22 protein-coding genes are annotated in these 21428 nt (G+C 72.9%); 14 read left to right on the forward strand and 8 right to left on the reverse strand.

Going from position 1 to position 21428, the window contains the following annotated elements; genetic code table 11:
• Positions 1 to 17 precede the first annotated feature (17 nt).
• The 7 genes from ACIA5G_RS22790 to ACIA5G_RS22820 are packed head-to-tail and all read left to right on the forward strand — an operon-like array spanning position 18 to position 8239.
• Positions 18 to 719, forward strand: coding sequence for a winged helix-turn-helix domain-containing protein (locus tag ACIA5G_RS22790; protein ID WP_395926225.1), 702 nt, complete (start codon positions 18 to 20; stop codon positions 717 to 719).
• On the forward strand, positions 716 to 1969 hold the full coding sequence (locus tag ACIA5G_RS22795) for a sensor histidine kinase (RefSeq protein WP_395926227.1): 1254 nt from the start codon (positions 716 to 718) through the stop codon (positions 1967 to 1969). The genes ACIA5G_RS22790 and ACIA5G_RS22795 overlap by 4 nt, the downstream gene beginning before the upstream one ends.
• A 55-nt stretch (positions 1970 to 2024) precedes the next feature.
• Positions 2025 to 3908 (forward strand): fibronectin type III domain-containing protein, encoded by a 1884-nt coding sequence (locus ACIA5G_RS22800; RefSeq protein WP_395926229.1) that lies wholly within the window; start codon positions 2025 to 2027, stop codon positions 3906 to 3908.
• Positions 3905 to 4861, forward strand: a complete 957-nt coding sequence (locus ACIA5G_RS22805; protein ID WP_395926231.1) for an AAA family ATPase — start codon at positions 3905 to 3907, stop codon at positions 4859 to 4861. The genes ACIA5G_RS22800 and ACIA5G_RS22805 overlap by 4 nt, the downstream gene beginning before the upstream one ends.
• Positions 4858 to 5997 (forward strand): DUF58 domain-containing protein, encoded by a 1140-nt coding sequence (locus ACIA5G_RS22810; protein WP_395926233.1) that lies wholly within the window; start codon positions 4858 to 4860, stop codon positions 5995 to 5997. The genes ACIA5G_RS22805 and ACIA5G_RS22810 overlap by 4 nt, the downstream gene beginning before the upstream one ends.
• Entirely contained in the window at positions 5997 to 6173 is a 177-nt protein-coding gene (locus ACIA5G_RS22815; protein WP_395926235.1) for a hypothetical protein, read from the forward strand. The genes ACIA5G_RS22810 and ACIA5G_RS22815 overlap by 1 nt, the downstream gene beginning before the upstream one ends.
• A complete protein-coding gene (locus ACIA5G_RS22820; RefSeq protein WP_395926237.1) occupies positions 6170 to 8239 on the forward strand; it encodes a transglutaminaseTgpA domain-containing protein in 2070 nt (689 codons plus the stop codon). Before ACIA5G_RS22815 ends, ACIA5G_RS22820 begins: the two co-directional genes overlap by 4 nt.
• Here ACIA5G_RS22820 and ACIA5G_RS22825 read toward each other — a convergent pair whose 3' ends face one another.
• From ACIA5G_RS22825 to ACIA5G_RS22835, 3 genes are all read right to left on the reverse strand, one after another.
• Positions 8240 to 9514: a serine/threonine-protein kinase gene (locus tag ACIA5G_RS22825; protein WP_395926239.1), complete on the reverse strand. Its 1275-nt coding sequence runs from the start codon at positions 9512 to 9514 to the stop codon at positions 8240 to 8242.
• 111 nt (positions 9515 to 9625) lie between these two features.
• Positions 9626 to 9868 carry a YrhB domain-containing protein gene (locus ACIA5G_RS22830; protein WP_395926241.1) on the reverse strand — a complete coding sequence of 81 codons (243 nt, stop codon included), beginning with the start codon at positions 9866 to 9868 and terminating at the stop codon, positions 9626 to 9628.
• Between the two features lies 1 nt (position 9869).
• Positions 9870 to 12299: a toxin glutamine deamidase domain-containing protein gene (locus ACIA5G_RS22835; protein WP_395926243.1), complete on the reverse strand. Its 2430-nt coding sequence runs from the start codon at positions 12297 to 12299 to the stop codon at positions 9870 to 9872.
• Between the two features lie 211 nt (positions 12300 to 12510).
• On the opposite strand from ACIA5G_RS22835, the gene ACIA5G_RS22840 reads away from it, so the two are divergent.
• Together ACIA5G_RS22840 and ACIA5G_RS22845 are read left to right on the forward strand one after the other, a co-directional pair.
• Positions 12511 to 13101, forward strand: a complete 591-nt coding sequence (locus ACIA5G_RS22840; protein WP_395926245.1) for a TetR/AcrR family transcriptional regulator — start codon at positions 12511 to 12513, stop codon at positions 13099 to 13101.
• A 46-nt stretch (positions 13102 to 13147) separates the two neighbouring features.
• Positions 13148 to 13645, forward strand: coding sequence for a hypothetical protein (locus tag ACIA5G_RS22845; RefSeq protein ID WP_395926247.1), 498 nt, complete (start codon positions 13148 to 13150; stop codon positions 13643 to 13645).
• Here the strand turns inward: ACIA5G_RS22845 and ACIA5G_RS22850 are convergent.
• On the reverse strand, positions 13642 to 14271 hold the full coding sequence (locus tag ACIA5G_RS22850; protein WP_395926249.1) for a TetR/AcrR family transcriptional regulator: 630 nt from the start codon (positions 14269 to 14271) through the stop codon (positions 13642 to 13644). The two genes, ACIA5G_RS22845 and ACIA5G_RS22850, sit on opposite strands and share 4 nt — an antisense overlap.
• Before the next feature lie 79 nt (positions 14272 to 14350).
• Here ACIA5G_RS22850 and ACIA5G_RS22855 point away from each other — a divergent pair, with 79 nt between their 5' ends.
• Positions 14351 to 15229, forward strand: a complete 879-nt coding sequence (locus ACIA5G_RS22855; protein WP_395926251.1) for a diiron oxygenase — start codon at positions 14351 to 14353, stop codon at positions 15227 to 15229.
• Positions 15230 to 15244: 15 nt separating this feature from the next.
• Positions 15245 to 15463 (forward strand): hypothetical protein, encoded by a 219-nt coding sequence (locus ACIA5G_RS22860; RefSeq protein ID WP_395926253.1) that lies wholly within the window; start codon positions 15245 to 15247, stop codon positions 15461 to 15463.
• Here the strand turns inward: ACIA5G_RS22860 and ACIA5G_RS22865 are convergent.
• Together ACIA5G_RS22865 and ACIA5G_RS22870 are read right to left on the reverse strand one after the other, a co-directional pair.
• Positions 15460 to 16575: a homoserine O-acetyltransferase gene (locus ACIA5G_RS22865; RefSeq protein WP_395926255.1), complete on the reverse strand. Its 1116-nt coding sequence runs from the start codon at positions 16573 to 16575 to the stop codon at positions 15460 to 15462. The genes ACIA5G_RS22860 and ACIA5G_RS22865 overlap by 4 nt on opposite strands.
• Complete coding sequence (locus ACIA5G_RS22870; RefSeq protein WP_395926257.1) at positions 16572 to 17882, reverse strand: bifunctional o-acetylhomoserine/o-acetylserine sulfhydrylase; 1311 nt, start codon at positions 17880 to 17882, stop codon at positions 16572 to 16574. Before ACIA5G_RS22870 ends, ACIA5G_RS22865 begins: the two co-directional genes overlap by 4 nt.
• A 160-nt stretch (positions 17883 to 18042) precedes the next feature.
• Here ACIA5G_RS22870 and rdmE point away from each other — a divergent pair, with 160 nt between their 5' ends.
• Positions 18043 to 19599, forward strand: a complete 1557-nt coding sequence (rdmE, locus tag ACIA5G_RS22875; protein ID WP_395926259.1) for an aklavinone 12-hydroxylase RdmE — start codon at positions 18043 to 18045, stop codon at positions 19597 to 19599.
• Here rdmE and ACIA5G_RS22880 read toward each other — a convergent pair.
• Entirely contained in the window at positions 19596 to 19976 is a 381-nt protein-coding gene (locus tag ACIA5G_RS22880; RefSeq protein WP_395926261.1) for a VOC family protein, read from the reverse strand. The two genes, rdmE and ACIA5G_RS22880, sit on opposite strands and share 4 nt — an antisense overlap.
• A 58-nt stretch (positions 19977 to 20034) precedes the next feature.
• Here ACIA5G_RS22880 and ACIA5G_RS22885 point away from each other — a divergent pair, with 58 nt between their 5' ends.
• Positions 20035 to 20373 (forward strand): PadR family transcriptional regulator, encoded by a 339-nt coding sequence (locus ACIA5G_RS22885; RefSeq protein WP_395926263.1) that lies wholly within the window; start codon positions 20035 to 20037, stop codon positions 20371 to 20373.
• A complete protein-coding gene (locus tag ACIA5G_RS22890) occupies positions 20370 to 20807 on the forward strand; it encodes a VOC family protein (protein WP_395926266.1) in 438 nt (145 codons plus the stop codon). Before ACIA5G_RS22885 ends, ACIA5G_RS22890 begins: the two co-directional genes overlap by 4 nt.
• Here ACIA5G_RS22890 and ACIA5G_RS22895 read toward each other — a convergent pair.
• Positions 20804 to 21424 (reverse strand): class I SAM-dependent methyltransferase, encoded by a 621-nt coding sequence (locus tag ACIA5G_RS22895; RefSeq protein WP_395926268.1) that lies wholly within the window; start codon positions 21422 to 21424, stop codon positions 20804 to 20806. The genes ACIA5G_RS22890 and ACIA5G_RS22895 overlap by 4 nt on opposite strands.
• Between the last annotated feature and the right edge of the window lie 4 nt (positions 21425 to 21428).

Consider the following 21428-nt stretch of genomic DNA (forward strand, 5'->3'; position numbering starts at 1 on the left):
CATGACGTTTCGATGACATGATCGGCCGGGACGCGAAGGGGGTGGGGGACCCGATGACCCGGGTGCTGGTGGTGGAGGACGACGACGACCTGCGCACGGCGGTCGTGACCGACCTGGGCGCGGCCGGCTTCGAGGTCGACGAGGCCCCGGACATCACCACCGCGGCCGCGGCCCTCGCCGGACCCGCCTACGCGTGCGTGGTGTTCGACCGCATGCTGCCGGACGGGGATTCGATCGGGTACGTGCGGCAGCGGCGTGAAGCCGGCTGGACGGTCCCCGTGCTCTTCCTGACCGGCCGCGCCGACGTCGCCGACCGGGTGGCGGGGTTCGAACACGGCGCCGACGACTACCTCGGCAAGCCGTTCGCCGTCGCCGAGCTGTGCGCCCGCGTCTCGGTGCTGTGCCGCCGGCCGGCCCCGCGCCCCGCCGTGCTGCGCGTCGGCGACCTCACGCTCGACACCGTCCGGCACGAAGCCAGCCGCGGCGGGACACCGCTCGCGCTGGGCGCCCGCGAGTTCTCGGTCCTGGAGTTCCTGATGTCGCACCCCGGCGCCGCGGTCAGCCGCACGGACCTGATCGAGCACTGCTGGGACAGCAGCACCGATCCGATGTCCAACGTCGTCGACGTCGTGGTCCGCCGGATCCGGCGCAAGCTCGGCGAGCCCGATCTGGTGCACGCCGTCCGTGGCCGCGGCTACCGGCTCGGACTGCCCGCATGAGCGCGTCTTCGGCGAGCCGGCTGGGCCGGGTGCGGTGGCTGCTGGTCTGGGTGTTCGCGGGGTTCAACGCCGTCGGCCTGATCCTCTTCTGCTGGCTGCTGGTCCGCGACGACGGGCGCCAGCGGGACCTCGCCCTCGACGCGCAGCTGCAGCGGGTCACCTCCACCGTGACGCGGCTGGTCCACTACGACAGCGCGACCGTGACCGTCGACGCGGCGCGCGACCCGCTGACCGGCGAGTGCCCCCAGTTCGCGGTCCTGCCCGCCGCGGACGGCGGCTTCGCGCCCTTCCGGTCCACCCGGACCTGCGTGACCGTCGGAGAACCGGCGCTGACGGCGCTGGCGCGGCAGGCCGCCGCGTCCGGCACCCTGCTGACCGCGACGATCGACGGTGACGACGGGCCGGTTCGCCTGTGCGCCCAGCCGTTCCGCGAGCCGGGCGGCCGCTTCGCCGGCGCGGTGGTCGCCGCCGTCGACGCCGGTCCGTCGGACGCCGCCCACGACCAGCGCACGCTGCTGCTCGCCGGCGGCTGCGTGGTCCTCGTCGGCGTGGCCGGCGCGGCCGGGTACGTGGTGGCCGGCCGGGCCCTGCGGCCGGCCGGGAACGCCTTGCGCCAGCAAGAGATCCTGATCGCCGAGACCGCGCACGATCTCCGTACCCCCGTCGCCGCGCTGCGGGCGCTGGCCGAGACCGCGCTGCGCAATCCCGCCCGCAGCACCGACTTGCTGCCGCGCACGGTGCGGCTGGCCGGGCGGATGGGCGAGATCATCGACGGCCTGCTCGTCCGCGCGCGGCTTTCCGCGGGCGCGGACCAGCTCGCCGTCCGGCGCATCCGGCTCGACGAACTGGTCTCGGCCGTGGTGCGGGAGACCCCGGCCGGCGACGCCCAGGTCACGCTCACGGCCGCGCCCACCGAGGTCGACGCCGATCCGGTGCTCGTGCAGCGGGCGGTGGCCAACCTGCTCGACAACGCCCTGCGCTACGGCCACGAACCCGGGACGCTGGCGATCGTGCACATCACCGTCGCCGGCGGCCGCGTCACGGTCGCCGACCACGGCCCCGGTGTTGACGCCGCACGCGCGCAGGCCGCGTTCGACCAGTTCACCGGCGAAGGCTCCTCGAGCGGGCTGGGCCTGTCGATCGTCCGCTGGGTCGCCCAGGCCCACGGGGGTGAGCTCCGCGTCTACAACGCGCAGGAGGGCGGCGCGATCTTCGAGCTCGTGCTGCCGGCCGGCGGGCCGGAAGCCTGATCCCGATGTACTCCGGATGGACCACCGGAGTACCGCCATCGACTAATCTGCCCGGGTGGGTGAGGGAGACACTGCGCGGGGAGCCGGCCGACGTCTGCGGTCGCGGCTGCCCGCCGCGCTGGTCGCGGTCGGCGGCGCCGTCGTCGTCACGCTCGCGCTGACCGGGGCGGGCAGCCCGGGCGCCGGGCTGTCGTTCTCACCGGCGGGGCACTGGGTCGCGAACGCGGCCGCGGGTGAAGTCGTGCACGTCAACGGCGCGGGCCGGACGGTCGACGCAACGGCCGCCGTGCCGGACCTGTCGCCGGGTTCTCCGGTGGCCCAAGGGGATTCCAGCGCCTACGTCGTGGGGCCGTCGCGGATCACGGAGTTCGGCAAGTCCGATCTCGCGGTGACCGGCGGGATCCCGGCGCCCGTCACCGGCGAGCGCCCGGTCGTGTTCGAAGTGGACGGTGGCCCCTACCTCGTCTACCGGGACGCCGGCACTGTCGTCCGCCTCGGCCCGACGATGACGGTCGTGCCAGCCGGCGGCCCGCTGGGCGAACCGGTCGCCGCCCGCGACGGCCGGGTGTGGGTGCACCGGACGGGCGACGGCGCGATCTGCGACCTGGGCAAGGGCGCCGACCGGCTCGCCTGCCCGGCGGCCACGCCGGCCGGTCACTCCGGTGGGCTCACCCTGCTGGGGGAAAAACCGATCTACGTCGACACCACCGCGCGCACCTTCAGCCTGGTCGGTCTGGTCGGCCTGGAGCAGCCGGTCGACCTGGGGATCGACGTCTCACCCTCGGCCCGGGTCGCCGGCTCGGACACCGCGGGCCGCATCGCCGTCTTCGATCCCGTGACCAGCCGCCTGCACCTCGTCGACACCGCGGGCCTGACCCGCGACCGCCCGGCCGCGCCGCCGGTGACCGTCGCCGTCCCGCCGGGCGACTACGCGACGCCGGCCACGACCGGCGACTCGGTCGCTCTGCTCGACCGGCACAGCCGCACGCTTCGCACCTACGGCGCGGACGGCAGCGGCCGCAGCGTCCGGGCGATCCCGCCGGAGCCGGGTGAGGCGCGCATCAGCCGCGGTCAGGACGACCGGCTCTACGTCGACGGCGACAGCGGGAAGCACGTCGTCGTGGTCGACCCCGACGGCTCGGTCGGTGACGTCGCGGTCGGCGACGACCCAGGTGCGGACCGGCCGGTCGCGCCGGTGCCGCCGCCGGTCACCCCGCCGCCGTCGCAGGACCCGAAGCCATCGGCAGGCCGGCCGGACCCGGCTAGTCCTCCGAAGACCGCGGTCCCGCCGCCGACCCCCACCCGGCGCCCGGCGCCGCCCCCGGTCACCGCCCAGCCGGCGACCCCGCCCGGCGTGCCACCCGGTCTCCGGGCGACGGTCTCCGGTTCCGGGGCCCGCGTCCAGTGGTCGGCCGCCGCGGCCAACGGCGCCGCGGTGACCGCCTACCACGTGTCGTGGTCGCTCGCGAACGGCTCGGGAGCCGGTTCGCTCGACGCCGCCGGCACCGCGCGCACGGCCACGATCCCCACGCTGACCGCCGGGGCCACCTACACCGTGCGAGTGGTGGCGGAGAACGGCGCGGGGCGCGGAGCAGCGGCGTCGACCACGGTCACCCGCGCGGCGCCGAAGCCGGCGATCGCGCTGTCCCAGGGCGCCCGTCCGACCGAGGACGAGAACCGCAACTGCGGCGAGGACCGGGACATCCCGGACTGCGGGTGGATGCACATCAGGATGACCGGCTTCGCACCGAACACGACCTACCTGCTGATGCCGCACTCCAGCGACCCCGGGTACTCCAACAAAGGTGTCCGGCGCAAGACCGACGCGAGCGGTGCCCTCACCGCCGACGCCTTCTACTACTACGGCGTCGGCCGCCAGGTGTGGGTCACGGTCGACGACGTCAAGTCCACCACGATCACCTGGAAAGCAGCTTCGTGACCACCTCCGCAGCCGAGGTCCACCGCGCGCTCGCCGAGAACATCGGCCGGGTCGTGCGCGGGAAACCCGAAATCATCCGCCTCACCGTCGCCGCCCTCTTCGCCGAAGGCCACCTCCTCCTGGAGGACGTCCCCGGCGTCGGCAAGACGACCCTCGCGCACTGCCTGGCGCGGAGCATCGGCGGCTCGTGGCACCGCATCCAGTTCACCCCCGACCTGCTCCCCGGCGACATCACCGGGGTGACCGTGTACCGGCAGCGGGACGAGGACTTCGTCTTCCACCCGGGCGGGGTGTTCGCGAACATCGTCGTGGCGGACGAAATCAACCGCGGCACACCGAAGACCCAGTCGGCGCTGCTCGAGGTGATGGCCGAGCAGCGGGTCACCGTCGACGCGGTGAGCCACGAGGTGCCCCGGCCGTTCCTGGTCGTGGCCACGCAGAACCCGATCGAGATGGCGGGCACCTACCGGCTGCCCGAAGCCCAGCTCGACCGGTTCCTGATGCGGCTGACCGTCGGCTACCCGGACCTCGCCACCGAGGTCCTGGTGATCATGAGCAGCACCGCGGGCGTGAGCCCGGCCGATCTCCCGGCGGTCGTGGACGTGGCGGCGGTGGCCGCGGCGATCGCCGAAGTCCGCACGGTGCACGTGGACCGCGGGATCTGCGAATACGCCGCCCGGCTCGCCGCGGCCACGCGCGAGCACGGCGCCGTCCGGTTCGGGGCCAGCCCGCGCGGCAGCATCGCGCTCGTGCGGGCGGCGCAGGGTTACGCCGCCACCGACGGCCGCGCGTACGTCACCCCCGACGACATCAAGGACGTCGCGGTGCCGGTGCTCGCCCACCGCCTCGTCCTCACCGCCGAGGCCGAGCTCGGCGGCCGGGCGGACGCCGACGTCGTCCGCGAAGTGCTGGACTCGGTCCCGGCGCCCGGACCGCTGACCACAGCGCGGTGAACGCACGACCGACCCCGCGCGGGTGGGCCGTCCTGCTCCTGTCCGTCCTCGCCTTCTCCGCCGGGGAATGGTTCGGTTTCGACCTGCTGCGCGCGCTCGGGGCCGCGGGCCTCGGCACCCTGCTGGCCGCCGCGGTCCTCACGGTCCGGCGGGTGCGGGTCGAAGTGACCAGGTCGGTCCACCCGGACCGCGTGACACGCGGCGAACCGGCGCTCGCCCGGCTGACCGCGACCGCCCGCGGCCGCCGGCAACCGGGCTTCTTCGCCACCGACCGCGCCGGCCGCTTCACCCGCACCGTCCGGATCCCGCCGTCGCTGCCCGGGGTGAGCCGGACCCTGCGGTACGAGCTGCCGACGTCGGTCCGCGGCCGGCAGGAGGTCGGCCCGTTGCGGCTGCACCGCGCCGACCCGCTGGGGCTGGCCGTCAACGCGCTGCCCGCCGGGGACACGGCGACGCTGTGGGTGCACCCGCGCCGCTACCCGGCCAAGGCGCCCGCGGCGGGGTATCCCCGTCACCACCACGAAGGCGTTGTGTCCGACCAGGCGCTGCGCGGGTCGACCGACCTGCTCGAGGTCCGCCCCTACCAACCCGGCGACGAGGTCCGGCACCTCCACTGGAAGGCCACCGCGCGGACCGGCCGGCTGATGGTGCGCGACTACGCCGACCCCGAACAGCCCCGGTTCACGCTGCTGCTCGACACGAGGCACGGGGTGTTCCCGCCGGCGGTGTTCGAAGAAGCCGTGGATCTCACGGCTTCGCTGCTGGTCGCGGCCGGCCGGGCCGGCCGGCACAACCGGCTGGTCACCACGGGCGGTGTCGACCGGACCTTCGCCGGGGGCAGCGAGGCCCAGCGGGTCCTGCTGGACGAGCTGAGCGAAGTCCGGCAGTCCGCGGCGGACGCGAGCCCGGTGCCGGCGTCGCTGCTGCGGGGAGACGCTCGGGGCGGCTGCCTCGCCGTCGTGACCGCGGCCGCGGAGCCCGGTGCGCTGGCCGGGCTCCGGCCGGGGTTCGCCGCGATGTTCGTGCTCGAGCTCGATCCGGCCGGCCGGAGTGCGGCGCGATCGGTCCCGGGGCTGCTCGTGCTGCGTGCCGGAACCGCCGCCGAAGCGGTCGCGCGCTGGAACGAGGCCGCGTGATGCCGGGGTTGGCTGCGGCTGCCGGAATCGCGGTCACCGCCGCAGACCTCGGCGCCCTGTTCGGCCTCCGGACGACGTTCGCCGCATTGCTCGCCCGCGAGGCGAGCGGTGCTGCGGCCCGACCCGTTCCGGGACGGCACGCCCAGTCGGTCGCGCGCCGGAACGAGGCCACGTGATCCCCCGGCTCGCCGTCCTCGCCGCGGCCGCGGTTGCGGGCCTGCTGTTCCAGCCCGTGTTCGGACTGCCGGAACTCCTTGCGCCGGTCCTGGTGCCCATCGCCGTCTTGGCGGTGGTGGCCGAGGTGTGCCACCGGCGCCCGGGGCTGCGCACCTGGCAGGCGGTGCTGCTCGCCGTCGCGGGTCTGCTGGCCGTGAGCGAGACCGTGCTCTTCCCGACCACGCTCGCCGGACTGCCCACTGTGGACACCTTGCGCGCGCTCTTCACCGGCGCGACCGGGTCGTGGCGGGCGGCACTGCGGTCGACCTGGCCGGCACGTGCCGAACCGGAACTGCTGTTGTTCGTGCCCCTGCTCGTCGTGCTCGCCGGCACGGCCGGGCTGGAGCTGCTGACCCGGCTGCGCCGTCCGCTGCTCGCGCTCGCGCCGAGTGCCGTCGTTGTTGTGGTCAGCCAGCTGTTCTCGGCCGCGACAGGCTGGACGGCACTGCTCGCGGCGCTCGCCTACGGCGCCTGCGTGGTGGCCGCCCTGCTTCCGGCCGGGCGGCTCGCCGGGCGCACGCTGGCCACCGCCGTGCCGCTCGGCGTGACGGCGCTGGTGGCCGCGGCGCTCGCCGGACTCCTGCCGTCGCAGGCGGCTCCCTCGTTGCAGGACCGGCAGCCGGCCGCGGTCGACGTCCGGACCGCCAGCCCGCTCGACGGGATCGCCGCGCGGCTGGCCAAGCCGGCCGAGCCGGTCTTCGACGTCCGGGGCCCGGCGAACGCGGACCGGTGGCCGCTGGCCGTCCTCGACGACTTCGACGGCGTCGAGTGGCGGTCCGGCGACGACTACCGCGGCCTCGGCCGGGAGCTGGCGCCGCCCCGGGCGCTCACGGTGCCGGTGCACCGGGAGACCGCCACGATCTCGGTGCGCCCCGGCCAGGGCCCGTGGCTGCCCAGCCAGTCCGCGCCGGCCGCGGTCTCCGGGACCGCGCCACTGGTCGAAGAGCGCCAAGGCTCCCTCCTCGCCGAAGCACCCGGACGAGCCGTCGACTACACGCTGAGCTGGTGGGCCCCGGACGCCGGCGCGACCGGCTCCCGCGTGGACCCGGCCGCCGACGGCGGCCTCGGCGGGATCGGCACGATCCCGCCCGGCATCAGCGAACTGGCCGCCGGCGCGATGCGCGGCCTGCGCCCGACGCTGGAGAGCGCGCTCGTGCTCGAACGGTTCTTCCGCGAGAACTACCGCCGCGCGGTCGGCCCGGAGCTGCCCACCGGCCACGGCTGGCCGCAGCTGCGCGAGTTCCTGCTGGAGAGCAAGCGCGGCACGAGCGAGCAGTTCGCCACCGCCTACGTCGTCCTCGCCCGCAGCGTCGGCATCCCGGCCCGCGTGGTCGTGGGTTACCGGCTCCCGGCGGGCCGCAACGCCGACGGCGGCTACACGGTCCGCAACGGTGACGTCTTCGCCTGGCCGGAGGTCGCGGTGAAGGGCGCCGGCTGGGTGCCGCTCGACCCCGGGGGCGGTGCGGCCGCGACCGGCGCGGGCCCGGCCTCGGGTGCCTCCGCCCTCGCCGCGAAGGCGCGGGCGTCCCTCCCGCCGTCCGAGCAGCTGCGGGATCCTCCGGTCGCGCCCCCGGAACCGGGTGGCGCCGGGCAGCCCGCAGCCGGCTCGTCGTCGTTCCGGTTCCCGGTCGGGACGGTGCTGATCGTGCTGGGTGCGGTGGCCGCGGTCGTGCTCGCCGGGGTGCCCGGCGCCAAGGCCGTGCGGTCACGCCGGCGGCGGCGCCGGCCCGGCGCCGCGAGCGTGCTCGGCGCGTACGAAGAAGTTCGCGACCGGCTGCGCGACCACCGGATCCAGGTCACCGACGGGATGACCGTGCGGGACTACGCCAGGCTAGTGCCGGATCCGGCCCCGCTCCGCACCTTGGCATCCCTTGTGGACAGTGCACTGTGGACAGGTCGGCCGGTCGGCGAGGAGCCCGCGGCGGCGTGGCGCGCGGTCGCCGACGTCCGCGCCGGACTGGGCGGGAGCGTGGCCTCGCGGGTCCGGGCGGCGCTGGATCCCCGCACCCTGCTCAGCCGGCGCTGATCACCGGTTGCAGGTCGCGCCGCGGATCGGCCGCGACGCGCTTTGGAACGTGTGGACACCGTCGGTCGCCTGGACGAGGAAGCAGTACTTGAGCCCCGGGGTCACCGGCTCCCGCAGGGTCCGCTCCTGGCCGGTGAAGCGGGTCACCGACGGCGCGCCCTCGGCCGCCACGACCACGGCGAACTGGAGCTGCGCGCCGTCCGCGTGCCAGGTCAGCTCGACGGTGGCCCCCTGGTCCGCCGGAGCGTCCAGGACGAGCGCGGCGGGCGGCGCGGCCGTGGGGACCGGGGCGGGCGGCGGCCCGGCCGGCGGCACGAGCGGCGCCGGCTCGTCACGCAGGAGGATCACGGCGACCGCGACGACCACGGCGATCATCACCGGCACGGCGATCAGCAGCCCGATGCGTCCGGAGGACTTCGGCCGCGCCGGGGCGCCGGCGACGGCGACGAGCGCGCGCTCGGACGGCGGCGCGGCCGCCGGAACCGGGGCCGTCCCGGCGGTGGCCAGGCGATCCGCGACGTAGGCGGCGTCGATCGGCCGGCCCGCCGGGTCGGCCGACAGCAGCGCCCCGACCAGGTCGAGCAGCTCCGGCGGGACGTCGGGGCGGGCGGGCCGCGGGACCGGCTCGTTGAGGATCCGCAGCACGTACCCGGCGGGGTCGCCGGACGGCTGCTCCCCGTGCGGCGGGTGGCCGGTCAGGGCGAAGTGGAGCATCGCACCGAGGCCGTACAGGTCGGTCCGCTCGTCGACGACCGCCTCGCGCAGGGTTTCCGGCGCGCGGTACCCCGGCGGCCCGGCGTCGCCGGCGAACGCCTCGCGCAGCACCGTCCCGGCGTCGGCGAGCAGTGGCTCACCCTCCGCTCCGAACAGGACATTGCCCGGGGACACCCCGCCGTGCACGACCCCGGCGCCGTGCAGCGCGGCCAGCGCGACCGCCACGGCCTCGCCGAGGGCCAGCACGTCACCGCCGTCGAGCGGCCCGGCACTGCCGACGAGCTCGGTCAGCGACTGCGTGCAGAGCGCCATCCGGAGCACCGCCCGCCCGTCGGGTAAAGCGTCGACGGCATCGGGCACCAGCAGCGGCGCCCGGCCGGCCAGCGGGCGCAACCGGGCCAGCTCCCGGTCGAGCTCACCGCGCACCCGCCGCGGCAACGGCCCCGGGAAGACCTTGAGCGCAAACGCGCTCTGCCCGTCTTCGGCGACCCCGGCGAGCACGGTGGCCACGGGCCCGTCCCCGAGGGGAACGAGGTCATCCAGCGGGTGGTCGATCGTCATCGGGGCGCGGTCCTGTCTGGTGGCGGGTCCTCGGCCACCAGTTTCGCACCCCGCACCGCGGCCGTGGTCGGTCGTCACCCGCAGCACCGGGCCGCCGGGCAACATCAGTTGTCACTCGGTCTCGAACATCGAGCCGAGATAAGGCTCCCCGGACTCCGGAACGATCACCGGTGCGTTTCCGGCAAGCGCCGACAGAATATCGCCCTCCTCGAGGAATGCTCGGCTGTCGTAGTAGAACGCCCAGCCCTCGGGAACTTTTTCGCAGTCGTTGATGACGATCTCGACGGCATGCCGGACTCGGATCCCACCGTCGAGAAATCGCTGAGCCGCATCGAAGGCATCTTGCAGTACCACGTCAGTTCGTCCTCACGAAGTAGAAGGTTTTCCACGGATCGAATGCGGCGGGGCCGTTCCGGCCCACGCCTTGGAAGTCGACGAAGTTTACCCTGCCTCCCTGCACGATCGCGTTCCACACGTGCGCCTTCCTGCCATTGCCGCCGTAGACGATCGCCCGGGCGCCTTCACCGGCGGTGAGGAGCCGCCTTTCGATCGACGCACGTCCGCTGACCGCGTACCAGGTCGAGCCCGCGTACTGCTGGATCAGCCTCAGGCCGTCCGGGATCGGTTCGTCCGGGTCGAGCTTGATCGCGGACGCGGGGTGGCCGGCCAAGGTCGAGTCACCCGCGATCGCGCAGGAGACGCAGTTTTTCTTACCACGGACGTCATTGACGGCACCGGGCAACTGGAGATCTTCGGCCCCGTTCGCCGACGTCTTCGCCGGCCGGTTGACCGACGGGGCAGCCAACGCGTCCAGCCCCGTCATCACGCACGCGTAGGTGTGGCCGTCCGCGCAGCCGGGTGCGTCGCGGTAGGCGTCGGTCAGCCCGCGTCCCTTGGCCAGGTCGAAGGCGAGCAGCCCGGCGCCGGTCGCGGCGGGACCGCAGCCGTCTCCCTCGACGCAGTCCTTGACCCGCCCGAACTCGTCGATCGTGTTGTCGACGTTGTGCTGGTAGAGCGCGTACCGGATCGGCGGCACCTTGTTGGCGACGTCGAAGGCGCGCTGGGCCTTGGGCAGCACGCTCGCCGCGACCGGGCGCACCAGCGCGGCACCGGTCTGGACCAGGGGCACCCGCGCGGCCGCGTCCTTCACCTTGGCCGCGCCGGCCCGGGCGACGTCGGGCACGTAGGTGGCGATCGGACTGGCCTTGGCGGCGGCGAACGCCGTGCTCGCCCCGTCGACGGCCCGCCCGGGAATCGCGGTGATCGCCGGGGGCAGGACCCGGTCGGCGAGCCGGCCCGTCGCGGCGGCGCCCTTGCCGACGAGGCCGGCGGCCCGCCCGACCGGCACGACCGACAATGCGGCGAGCCCGCCCTCCTTGACGGAGTCGCCGCAGTCGCCGGTGTCCTGGCACTTCTTGCCGGCGCCGTAGAGGTCGCCCTGGCCGAGGCCGATGGTCCGGTCGAGCGTCAGGGCGATGGTGCCGCCGACGGCCCGGCCGACGTCGTCCGGCCCTTCGATCCGCCCGTTGACGACGTTGTCCCACTGCGCCGCGAGGTCGTCGGCGCTGTCGTCGATGTGCGTGCGGGGGTGCAGGACGAGCACGGTGCTGCCGTCCGCGGTCACGCCCCGCTCGACGAAGTTGCCGGCCCCGAGGTACTTCATCATTTCGGGCGAGAGCGGCGCTTCGGGCGTGATCGGGTCCTTCACCACGACGACCTTCGAGCCGTCCTTGGTGAAGCCGACCGGGATGCCGCCGGGCGCCCCCGGGAACCGCTGCCAGTCGACACCTTCGATGGTCTCGGCGGCGTCACCGCCGTAGTTGGGCGAGGTGACGTTCCGGTTGTACTTGAACGACGCGGGCGGCAGCGGGGTCTGGGGCAGGCCGACGTCGCGGACGTACTCCAGCTTCTGCGCGGCGAGCTCGGCCTCGTCGGCGAGCTGCGCGGTGGTCTCCCAGGCCCGCACGGAGCCGGTCGCGCCCTTGTTGCGGGTGGCGGCGAGGTCGTAGGCGGTGGCCCGCGCGGCGCCGGCGTCCTTGGCCACCTGCTGGGCGGTTTCCCAGGCTTTCACCGAACGCGTGGTGCCGTTGGGCGTGGTGTCCTTCGGCCGGTCCCGCTCGACCTGGGCGAGGAAGCGGTCGTTCTCCCGGTCGGCGTCCTTGCGCCGAGCATCCGCCTCGCGGTCCTGAACGATCTGGTTCCGGAACTTCCGGTTCTCCCGTTCGTCGTCGGACTTCCGCTCGGCTTCCTTCTCCTTCTCCTGTTGCCGGGCGTCACGGTCGATGTCGTTCCGGAACTTGCGGTTCTCGCGGTCGGCGTCCTCGTTGTCTTCCTTTTCCTTCTCCTTTTCCTTCTGCTGGTGCTTCTCATCACGGTCGACGTCGTTGCGGAACTTCCGGTTCTCGCGGTCTTCGTCGGACTTGCGTTCGTCCGACTCCTTCTTCTGCTGCTTCTGGTCACGCGAAATGTCGTTCTCGAACTTCCGCGTCTCGCGGTCGTCGTCCGACTTCTTCTCCTGCTGCTGCTTCTGGTCACGCGAAATGTCGTTCTCGAACTTCCGCGTCTCGCGATCGGCCGATTCCTTCGGCGTCTCGGCCTTCACCGGCGCCTTCGGGGCCGGCTTGGGCGCGGCGGGCGCCGGGCTTCCGTCGACCGCGTCCACCGGAATCGGTCGCGCTTCGGCGGTGCCCGCGCCCCACACCGCGAAGAGCGCGGCCAACGCCGCCGCGCCGACCGCGACCTGGCCGGCCACCTCCGCGCAGTCCTTGATCTTCGATTCGGTCATGCCCACCCCTCCGTTCGGCTGCCGGACAGCTTGGAACGGCCGGGTCCACCGGCGATCCACCAGCGTTACATCGGCGAACGCCGAGGGCCGGCAAGCGGACGCTCATCCTGCGTGCGCGCGGCCACGCCTCGACGTGTGACCAGCGTCATAGACCGCGACCAGGGGAAATCCGACGTTAGCGCTCGCTAACCTGCGGCTCTACTATGTTCAGATGCCGGCCAACCCCACGCCACTCGTGAACGGTGAGAAGGCGAGCAGACGCGAGCAGATCCTCTCCGCGGCCGCCGAGCTGTTCGCCCACCACGGCTTCCACGGTGTCGGGATCGACGACATCGGCGCCGCGGTCGGCATCTCCGGCCCGGCGCTCTACCGGCACTTCCGGAGCAAGGACGCGATCCTCGGCGAGATGCTGAACTCGATCAGCCACTACCTGCTCGACGGCGGCACGGCGTGGGCGAACCGGCCCGGCTCCTCGGACGACACGCTGACCGGGCTCGTGGCGTTCCACGTCGGCTTCGCGCTCGCGCACCCCGCGCTGATCACCGTCCAGGAGCGCAACCTCGCGAACCTCGCCGACGCCGACCGCAAGCAGGTGCGCGCGCTGCAGCGCCAGTACGTCGAGGTGTGGGTCCGCGCGATCCGCGAAGCGGTGCCGGAACTGGGAGAACGGCAGGCGCGGTCGGCGGCACACGCCGTGTTCGGATTGATCAACTCGACACCGTACAACCGCCATCTCGGTGACGCAGAACTCGCCGAACTGCTTTGCCGGCTCGCGCTGGGTGCCCTCCGCGCGGCCGGGTGACCGACCCGGATCAAGGTATCCCCACGAGTGCCGTCGCTGGTGTTTGATGGGGCACGTGGATCCGGACTGGAACGAGCGGCTCGTCGAGAAGGCCCAGCGCGCGCTGACCGCGCTGAGCGTCGGCGACGACGCCGAGGCCCTCGTCGAGGTCGCCCCGACGGCCGTCGAACCGCAGGCCCGGGCGGACGAGACCAAGGCGCTGATGCTGCTGCTGTTCGGCGAGTGCAGCGCGATGGTGTCCACCCTCGGCGACGGCGGCAGCGCGCCGGTCAAGGTCCAGGTCTTCGACGAAGACGGCGAAGAGGTCTCGATCGACCAGGCCGACCCGCCGGTGCGGACCGCGGTCCGGACGCTGCTCGCCGAGGTGCACGGCAACACCGAGGCGGCGCAGGAGCAGGTCGAAATCGCCCTCGCCAACGCAGCTCCGGACGAAGTGGACAGCCTGGTGCTGCAGGCGTTGCGCTGGACGATCCGGCTGTCGGTGGAGTGCATCGACCGCGACCTGCCGGTGGCGCCCTGGATCTCGGAAGCCGTCTCGGACTAGGCCGGGCGCAGGGACCGCACGATCGGGGCCAGGTAGAGCTCGGCGAGCCGGCGACGCTGGACGTCGTCGTCCACCGGGAGCACCGTGTCCGGGGTCAGCACCAGCGAAACGACGATGCGGATCAGCAGCTCGGCCATGCCGTCGATGTCCTCGGCGGGCAGGCCGAGCCGGCCGGCCGCGATCTCCGCGTGGAAGTGCGCCGCGATCCGGGCGCGCGCCGCCGCGAACAGGCCGCCGGCCTGGACGGTCAGGTGCGGCAGGATCAGCTCCGGCTCGGTGCGCAGCAGCCGGTTGAGCAGCCGGTGCCCGCGCAGGTACCCCAGGGAGAAGCTCAACCCCTCGATGAGCTTCTCCTCCGGTGTCCCCTGCGCCTCGACCACGGCGTCGACCTTCGTCAGGAACCGCTTCATCTCCCGCAGGATCAACGCGCTGAGCAGCTGGTCCTTCTTGGGGAAGTAGCGGTAGATCGTCACCCGCGACAGGCCGACCCGGCGCGCGACGTCGTCGACGGTGAACCGGCGCAGCCCGAAGTCCTCGGCCTGGGTGAGCGCCGCGCCCATGATCCGTTCCGCGGTCTCGTCGCCGGGCAGTTCGGCTTCGAGCGCGTGTTTCAGGAGGTCGCGCATGACCCCAACCCTAGGCGACTTTACAACTTGACGGAACTTGTTTCATGCGTTCTAGTGTTTCAGGACACAGGAGGCGCGGATGGGTGATCGTGAAGCCACGGCCGAACGGCTGCTCAAGTCGAGCGCCCGGCTCTCCTACGACCCGGACGTCGACGTCCACTGGGCCGCGCCGTTGAACGAAGACCAGTTCTTCATCCCCGAACGGCTGGTTTCGCTGTACGGCACGCCGTTGTGGGACACGCTCAGCCGCGAGCAGCGGATCGAGCTGTCGCGGCAGGAGCTGGTGAACACCGTCAGCGTCGGGATCTGGTTCGAGCTGATCCTGATGCAGATGCTGCTGCGCGCGTCCTACCGGCAGGACCCGACGACCCGGCACGTGCACTACGCGCTGACCGAGGTCGCCGACGAATGCCGGCACTCCACGATGTTCGCGACGCTGATCGAGCGGGTCGGCGGGCGGCCGTACCGCAACAACCGCTGGCTGCAGCTTTCGGCGCAGGCGCTCCCGGCGATCCTGCACGGGCCGGCGATGTGGGTGGCGACGCTCATCGGCGAGGAGATCTTCGACGCGCTGCAGCGCGAGCACCTCGACGACGAGTCGGTGCAGCCGGTGGTGCGCGCGGTGATGCGGATCCACGTGACCGAGGAGGCCCGGCACGTCCGCTACGCGCGGGACGACCTCGTCCGCGAGCTCGCGGACGCGCCTTGGTGGCGCAGGGAGTTCGCGCGGATCGTGGTCGCCGTCGGGGCGCTGCTGATGTCCCGCCTGCTGTCGCGGCCGCGGCAGTACCTGCGCGCGGGGATCGATCCCGGCGTCGCGGTCGAGGCGGCGCGGACCAGCGCGCACCGGCGGGAGACGCTGGCCTTCGGGGCTCGGAAGCTGGTGGGCTTCCTGCGCGACAACAACCTGATCGGCGGCCCGAGCGCGGTGCTGTGGCGCCGCGCCGGGATGCTCTAGGCAAAGGGGAAAGTCATGGTGTTCAAGGATCTGCTCGCCGCCGGCACCGGACGGCTCGCCGACCGGATCACCACCGTCGGCGACGAAGCCGGCGACCGCGCGGACGACGTCGCCTGGCGGGTGGCGAAGCTGTCCGACAAGGCCGCGGAACGGCTCGGGGACTACGCCGCCGGCGCGTCGCGGAAGGTCGCGAACCGCTTGGTGCGCCTCGGCGAACGTGTCGCCGGCCGCTAACCCAGCAGGGCCTTCACCAGCGCCGCGATCTGCTCCGTCTCGATGAGGAACGAGTCGTGGCCGTACGGCGACGACACCACCGCGGCTTCCGCCACCCCGTCGATCCCCGCCGCGATCTCCGCGGACTGGTACAGCGGGTAGAGCCGGTCGCTGTCGACCCCGCCGATCACCGCGCGAGCCGTCACGCGGCTCAGCGCCGCCGCCACGCCGCCGCGGTCGCGGCCGACGTCGTGGGTGTTCATCGACTCCGTGAGCACCAGGTAGCTGTTCGCGTCGAACCGGCGGGCCAGTTTGCCGGCGTGGTGGTCCAAATAGGACTCGACGGCGAACCGCCCGCCCCGCAACGGATCCTCGGATCCCTGGTGGGTCCGGCCGAACCGCCGGGCCAGCTCCGGCTCGCTGCGGTAGGTGACGTGCGCGATCCGCCGCGCGATCCCCAAGCCGAGCTGGGGCCCCGAAGCCGCCGAGTAGTAGTCACCACCGTGGAAGAACGGGTCGCTGCGGATCGCGTGCAGCTGCGGTGCCGCCCAGGCGATCTGTTCGGCCGACGCCTGCGCCGTCGACGCCAGGACCAGCACCGACGCCACCCGTGAGGGCAGCGTCACCGCCCACTCCAGCGCGCGCATCCCGCCCATGGATCCGCCGACCACCGCTGCCCACTGCGTGATGCCCAGGTGGTCGGCCAGGACCGCCTCCGAAGCCACCTGGTCCCGCACGGTCACCACGGGGAACCGGCTGCCCCACGGCTGCCCGTCGGGGTCCGGCGACGACGGCCCGGTCGACCCTTGGCACCCGCCGAGCACGTTCGGGACCACGACGAAGAACTCGGTGGTGTCCAACGCCTTTCCGGGCCCGATCAGCCCGTCCCACCACCCCGCGTTGGGGTGCCCGGGCACGAGGGGCCCGGCCGCGTGGCTGTCGCCGGTCAGCGCGTGCTCGACGAGGACCGCGTTGGACGCGTCGGAGTTCAGCGTCCCCCACGTCTCGTACGCGAGCGAAAAAGCAGGCAGCACACCACCGGCCTCGAGCGTGAGCCCGGGGCCGGTGACGAACTGCCGGCGGCCCGGCGGATCACCGATCCGCCAGGCGCCGGTGACGGGCTCAGCCGTCACAGTTCAGCCTTCGCCGCCCGGAATCCCGCCTCCAGGTCGGCCTTGAGGTCCTCGAGCCCTTCCAGCCCGACGGCGAGCCGGACCAGGCCCGGCGTCACGCCGCTGGTCAGCTGCTCCGCCGGGTTGAGCTGGCTGTGCGTGGTCGACGCCGGGTGCACGATCAGGCTGCGGACGTCGCCGATGTTCACCAGCTGGCTGTGCAGCTCGGTGCCGTCGACGAACTTCCGGCCCGCCTCGACCCCGCCTCGCAGGTCGAACGACAGGACCGCGCCCGCGCCGCGCGGCAGGTACTTCTGCGCCGCGGAGTAGAACGGGCTCGACGGCAGGCCGGCGTAGTAGACCTTCTCGACCTCGTCGCGCTGCTCCAGCCACTCGGCCAACGCCTGCGCGTTCGAGACGTGCCGCTCGAGGCGCAGCGACAACGTCTCGATGCCCTGCAGGATCAGGAAGCTGTTGAGCGGCGCGATCGCCGCGCCGGTGTCGCGCAGGATCTGGACACGTGCCTTCGCCGCGTACGCGCCGGGGCCGAGCGCCTCCCAGTACTTGAGGCCGTGGTAGCTCGGGTCCGGCTCGTTGAAGCCCGGGAACTTCGCCGGGTCCTTGCCGAAGTCGAACGTGCCGCCGTCGACCAGCACGCCGGCCACCGTGGTGCCGTGGCCGCCGAGGTACTTCGTCGCGGAGTGGACGACGATGTCGGCGCCGTGCTCGATCGGGCGCACCAGGTACGGCGTCGGCACGGTGTTGTCGACGACGAGCGGGACGCCGGCCTCGTGCGCGACGTCGGCGACCCCGCGGATGTCGAGCACGTTGCTGCCCGGGTTGGCCAGCGTCTCGGCGAAGAACAGCTTCGTGTTCGGCCGGACCGCGGCCCGCCACTGCTCCAGGTCGTCCTGGTCGTCGATGAACGTGACCTCGACACCGAGCTTCGGCAGTGTGTAGTGGAAGAGGTTGTAGGTGCCGCCGTAGAGCGACGGGCTCGAGACGAAGTGGTCACCCGCGCCCGCGAGGTTCAGGATCGCCGCCGTGGTGGCGGCCGAGCCGGACGCGAACGCCAGCGCCGCGACACCGCCTTCGAGCGCCGCGAGCCGCTGCTCCAGCACGTCCTGGGTCGGGTTCATGATCCGCGTGTAGATGTTGCCGGGCTCGGCGAGGCTGAACAGGTCGGCGCCGTGCTGGCTGTCGCGGAAGACGTACGACGTCGTCTGGTAGATCGGCGTGGCCCGCGCGCCCGTGGCCGGGTCCGGCGCGGCGCCCGCGTGGATCTGCTTGGTCTCGAAGGACCACGCCGAGGTGTCGTCCGCGCTCATCGGTTCTCCTTGCGGCTCAAGGGGTTCATCTGGCGACTGCTGGCCCGAAGCTACTTCGGCCGAACGGAGTACCCAACCGTTCCCACGTCCTGAGAGCCTACCCTGCTTGCCGACCACATATCTTTGTGTCTAAGATACTTTTCAAGGGAGATTCACGGACATGGAGGTAGTCGTGGCGGAGCGGGTACAGGTGCTGGTCGTGGGGGCCGGACTGGGTGGGCTGTCGGCGTCGTTGTTCCTGGCGCAGCAGGGAGTGGACGTGCTGGCCGTCGAGCGGCACGCCGGAACGTCGGTCCACTCGCGGGCCGCCGGGCAGAACTGGCGCACGATGGAGCTGTTCCACTGGGCAGGAATCGACCGGGACGTGCTGGCGGCGAGCCCACGGGCGTCGCAGGGGCTGCGGATCACCGTCGCGACCAGCCTGGCCGGGCGCGTGCTGCACCGGCTCGTGGAGGACGGCAGCGAGTTCGACGTCTCGGCCGCGACGACGATGCCCGCCGGCATGGCCGGCCAGGACGTCGTCGAGCCGATCTTGCTGGCGCACGCCGAGAAGGCCGGCGCGCGGGTCCGGTTCCGGACCGAACTGGTCGAGCTGGCCCAGGACGACGACGGCGTCACCGCGACGCTGCGGCACCGGGACTCCGGCGAGGAGACAGTCGTGCGCGCGGACTACGTCGTCGCGGCCGACGGCGGCCGCAGCGGCATCCGGCAGCGGCTGGGCATCGGGACCACCGGCCTCGACGCGCTGAGCCACTGCCTCGGCGTCGTGTTCGACGCCGACCTCGGCGACCGCGTGCAGGCCGGCGTGACCGACCTGTTCTACCTGCAGCACGGGGACTTCACCGCCGGACTGGTCAACACCGACGTGCCGAACCGGTACGTCTTCGCGCCGGACTACTTCCCGGCTCGCGGGGAGACCCCGGCGGACTTCCCCCACGACCGGCTGGTCGCGATGATCCGGGCCGCCACCGACCTGCCGGACCTCGAACCGGAGATCGTCTGGGTCGGTTCCTGGGAGATCGCCGCACGCCTGGCCGACCGGTTCCGGTCCGGGCGGGTCTTCCTCATCGGCGACGCGGCGAAGGTGACCCCGCCGACCGGCGGGCAAGGCGGCAACACGGCGGTCGGCGACGGCGCGGACATCGCGTGGAAGCTCGCCGCGGTGCTGCGCGGCGAAGCGGGTCCGGCGCTGCTCGACACCTACGAAGCCGAGCGGAAGCCGATCGCCCGGATGATCATCGACACGTCGCTGCACAACATGAAGCAGCGGATGCACCCCGATCTCGACGTCTCGGGACTCACCAAGGCGGAGGACCCGCTCGCCGCGATCCTGGCGTTTCGCTACCGCTCGACGGCGGTGCTATCGGAGGAGCCGGACGACGGCGAGCGGGTCGAGGACGTGCTCGCGCCGACCGGCCGGCCCGGCTTCCGGGCGCCGGGCCTGGCGTCCACTGTGGATCTTCTCGGGCACTCGTGGGTACTGCTGTGCACCGGCGACGATTGGCGGCACGCCGCGGCCGACGTCGCGGCGGAAACCGGCATCCGCCTCGACTGCCACGTCATCACCGACGACGTCTTCGCTTCGCGGTACGGCCTTTCCGCCGGCGGCGCGTCGCTGGTGCGTCCGGACGGTGTGGTCGCCTGGCGTTCACCGGCGCCGTCCGACGACCCGGCGGGCGAGCTGTGGCGGGTCCTGAAGGCGGTCCTGTCGCGTTAGGCCTGCTGCAGCGCGAAGCGGTTCCCCTCGGAGTCGGTGAACATCGACCACCAGCCCCACGGCTGCTTCTCCGGCTTCGCGGGGAACTCCACACCCTTCGCCGAAAGCTCTTCGTACGTCTTCTCGACGTCGTCGGCGTGGAAGAAGAAGTTCGACGTCGGCAGCTGGTCGCTGCCACTCCGGGGGCGGTCCTCGGGGTTCTCGCTGAGCACGAGGATAGTCCCGTTCGGCGCGGTCACCTCGACCCAGCGCCGGCCCTCGTCGTCGTAGGGCACGTCGGTCGTGATCGCAAAACCGACCACCTCGGACCAGAACTCCTTGGCGCGCGCCTGGTCTTCGACACCGACCACAACCTTGCTGACTCCCTGGATGGGCATGACCCCGCCTCTCTATATCCACCGTGGATATAACCAGAGCGGAGTGTAGGCTGCCCCCATGGCCGACGGCAACCCGCTGACCCCCGCGGCGTTCCAGGTGCTCCTGGCCCTCGCCGCCGGGCCGGGCGGGCGCGCGCACGGTTACGGGATCATGGGCTTCGTCGCCGAAGTGACCGACGGCGCCGTCCAGCTCGGGCCCGGCACGCTCTACCGGACGCTGACCCGGCTGGCCGCCGACGGCCTGGCCGAGGAGCTCCCCGGCGAAGACTCCCGCCGCCGCTACTACCGGATCACGCCTGCGGGCCGCGAGGCCGCATCGCACGAAGCTTCGCTGCTGCGTCGCCTCGTGGCCGCGGCCGGCGACGCGGGCCTGCTGGCCGGCCGGGAGTCGGCGTGAGCCGACCGCTCGGCCTGGTGCCGCACCTGTTCGTCCGCGACGTCGACCGCGCGCTTTCCTTCTACACCAAGGCGTTCGGCGCGGTGGAGCTGTTCCGCACGGTGCTGCCGGACGGCACGGTGCTGTTCGTGGAGCTGGCCGTCGGCGACGCGCGGCTGCTGGTCAGCCAGGAGATCGCCGCCCTGGACGCGCTGGCGCCGTCGACGATCGGCGGCACCCCGATGCTGCTCACGCTCGAGACGGCAGACCCGGACGACCTGGCCCGCCGCGCGGTCTTCGCCGGGGCGACGGTCGAGGCGCCGGTGACAGAGATGTTCTTCGGCGAGCGCTACGGGCGAGTGGTCGACCCGGACGGGCACCGGTGGGCGCTGACGACCAAACGGGAGCAGTACACGCCGGAGGACATCGACGCGCGCAAGCCGCACGACGTCTAGCGGCGCCCGAGCACCCAGTGGAACGTCGCTTCGCCTTCCGGCTCGTGCATGGTCACGACTTCGTCGACGACCAAAGTGAAGCCCGCTGCCGCGAGTGAACGCCGGTTAACGTCCGGCGCGTAGCTGCTGAAGAACATCGGCGTGCCGAGCCAGTCGGCCTCGACGCCGTTCGCCTCGCTGCACCCCAGGGCGGCGAGGAACCAGCCGCCGGGCCGGAGCCAGCGTGCGATGCGCGTGAACAGGGCGCCCTGTTCTTCCCGCGGCACGTGCAGCACGGAGTAGAACGCCGTGACGGCGTCGAAGCTCGCGTCCGGAAAGGACACCCCGGTCATGTCGCCCTGCTCGAACCGCGCCCGGGGAACGTTCCGCCGCGCGAGGCCGAGCTGCGTTGCCGACAAGTCGACACCGAGGACGTCGTGCCGCTCGGCGAGCAGCGCCGTGCACGGCACACCCGCGCCGCAGCCGAGGTCGAGCACCGCGGCGCCGTCGCCGCGCCGGTCCGTCAGCTCGGCCAGGAAGCGCAGCCGCGGGTCGTCCTCGATCCGCGCGCTCCACTCGAGGTAGCGCTCGGCCGAGCGGTCGTAGCCGGATTCGACGATCCGCCGGGCATCGGTCACCCCC

The organism is Amycolatopsis sp. NPDC051758 (assembly GCF_044453095.1).
Taxonomy (GTDB): domain Bacteria; phylum Actinomycetota; class Actinomycetes; order Mycobacteriales; family Pseudonocardiaceae; genus Amycolatopsis.

What these genes read in the sequence shown, in the direction of transcription:
- ACIA5G_RS22880 (WP_395926261.1), bottom strand. Translation starts at nt 19,976, where the DNA reads ATGCCCATCCAGGGAGTCAGCAAGGTTGTGGTCGGTGTCGAAGACCAG.
- ACIA5G_RS22885 (WP_395926263.1), top strand. Translation starts at nt 20,035, where the DNA reads ATGGCCGACGGCAACCCGCTGACCCCCGCGGCGTTCCAGGTGCTCCTG.
- ACIA5G_RS22825 (WP_395926239.1), bottom strand. Translation starts at nt 9,514, where the DNA reads ATGACGATCGACCACCCGCTGGATGACCTCGTTCCCCTCGGGGACGGG.
- ACIA5G_RS22850 (WP_395926249.1), bottom strand. Translation starts at nt 14,271, where the DNA reads ATGCGCGACCTCCTGAAACACGCGCTCGAAGCCGAACTGCCCGGCGAC.
- ACIA5G_RS22860 (WP_395926253.1), top strand. Translation starts at nt 15,245, where the DNA reads ATGGTGTTCAAGGATCTGCTCGCCGCCGGCACCGGACGGCTCGCCGAC.
- ACIA5G_RS22845 (WP_395926247.1), top strand. Translation starts at nt 13,148, where the DNA reads ATGGGGCACGTGGATCCGGACTGGAACGAGCGGCTCGTCGAGAAGGCC.
- ACIA5G_RS22790 (WP_395926225.1), top strand. Translation starts at nt 18, where the DNA reads ATGATCGGCCGGGACGCGAAGGGGGTGGGGGACCCGATGACCCGGGTG.
- ACIA5G_RS22840 (WP_395926245.1), top strand. Translation starts at nt 12,511, where the DNA reads ATGCCGGCCAACCCCACGCCACTCGTGAACGGTGAGAAGGCGAGCAGA.
- rdmE (WP_395926259.1), top strand. Translation starts at nt 18,043, where the DNA reads ATGGAGGTAGTCGTGGCGGAGCGGGTACAGGTGCTGGTCGTGGGGGCC.
- ACIA5G_RS22870 (WP_395926257.1), bottom strand. Translation starts at nt 17,882, where the DNA reads ATGAGCGCGGACGACACCTCGGCGTGGTCCTTCGAGACCAAGCAGATC.
- ACIA5G_RS22815 (WP_395926235.1), top strand. Translation starts at nt 5,997, where the DNA reads ATGCCGGGGTTGGCTGCGGCTGCCGGAATCGCGGTCACCGCCGCAGAC.
- ACIA5G_RS22835 (WP_395926243.1), bottom strand. Translation starts at nt 12,299, where the DNA reads ATGACCGAATCGAAGATCAAGGACTGCGCGGAGGTGGCCGGCCAGGTC.
- ACIA5G_RS22855 (WP_395926251.1), top strand. Translation starts at nt 14,351, where the DNA reads ATGGGTGATCGTGAAGCCACGGCCGAACGGCTGCTCAAGTCGAGCGCC.
- ACIA5G_RS22795 (WP_395926227.1), top strand. Translation starts at nt 716, where the DNA reads ATGAGCGCGTCTTCGGCGAGCCGGCTGGGCCGGGTGCGGTGGCTGCTG.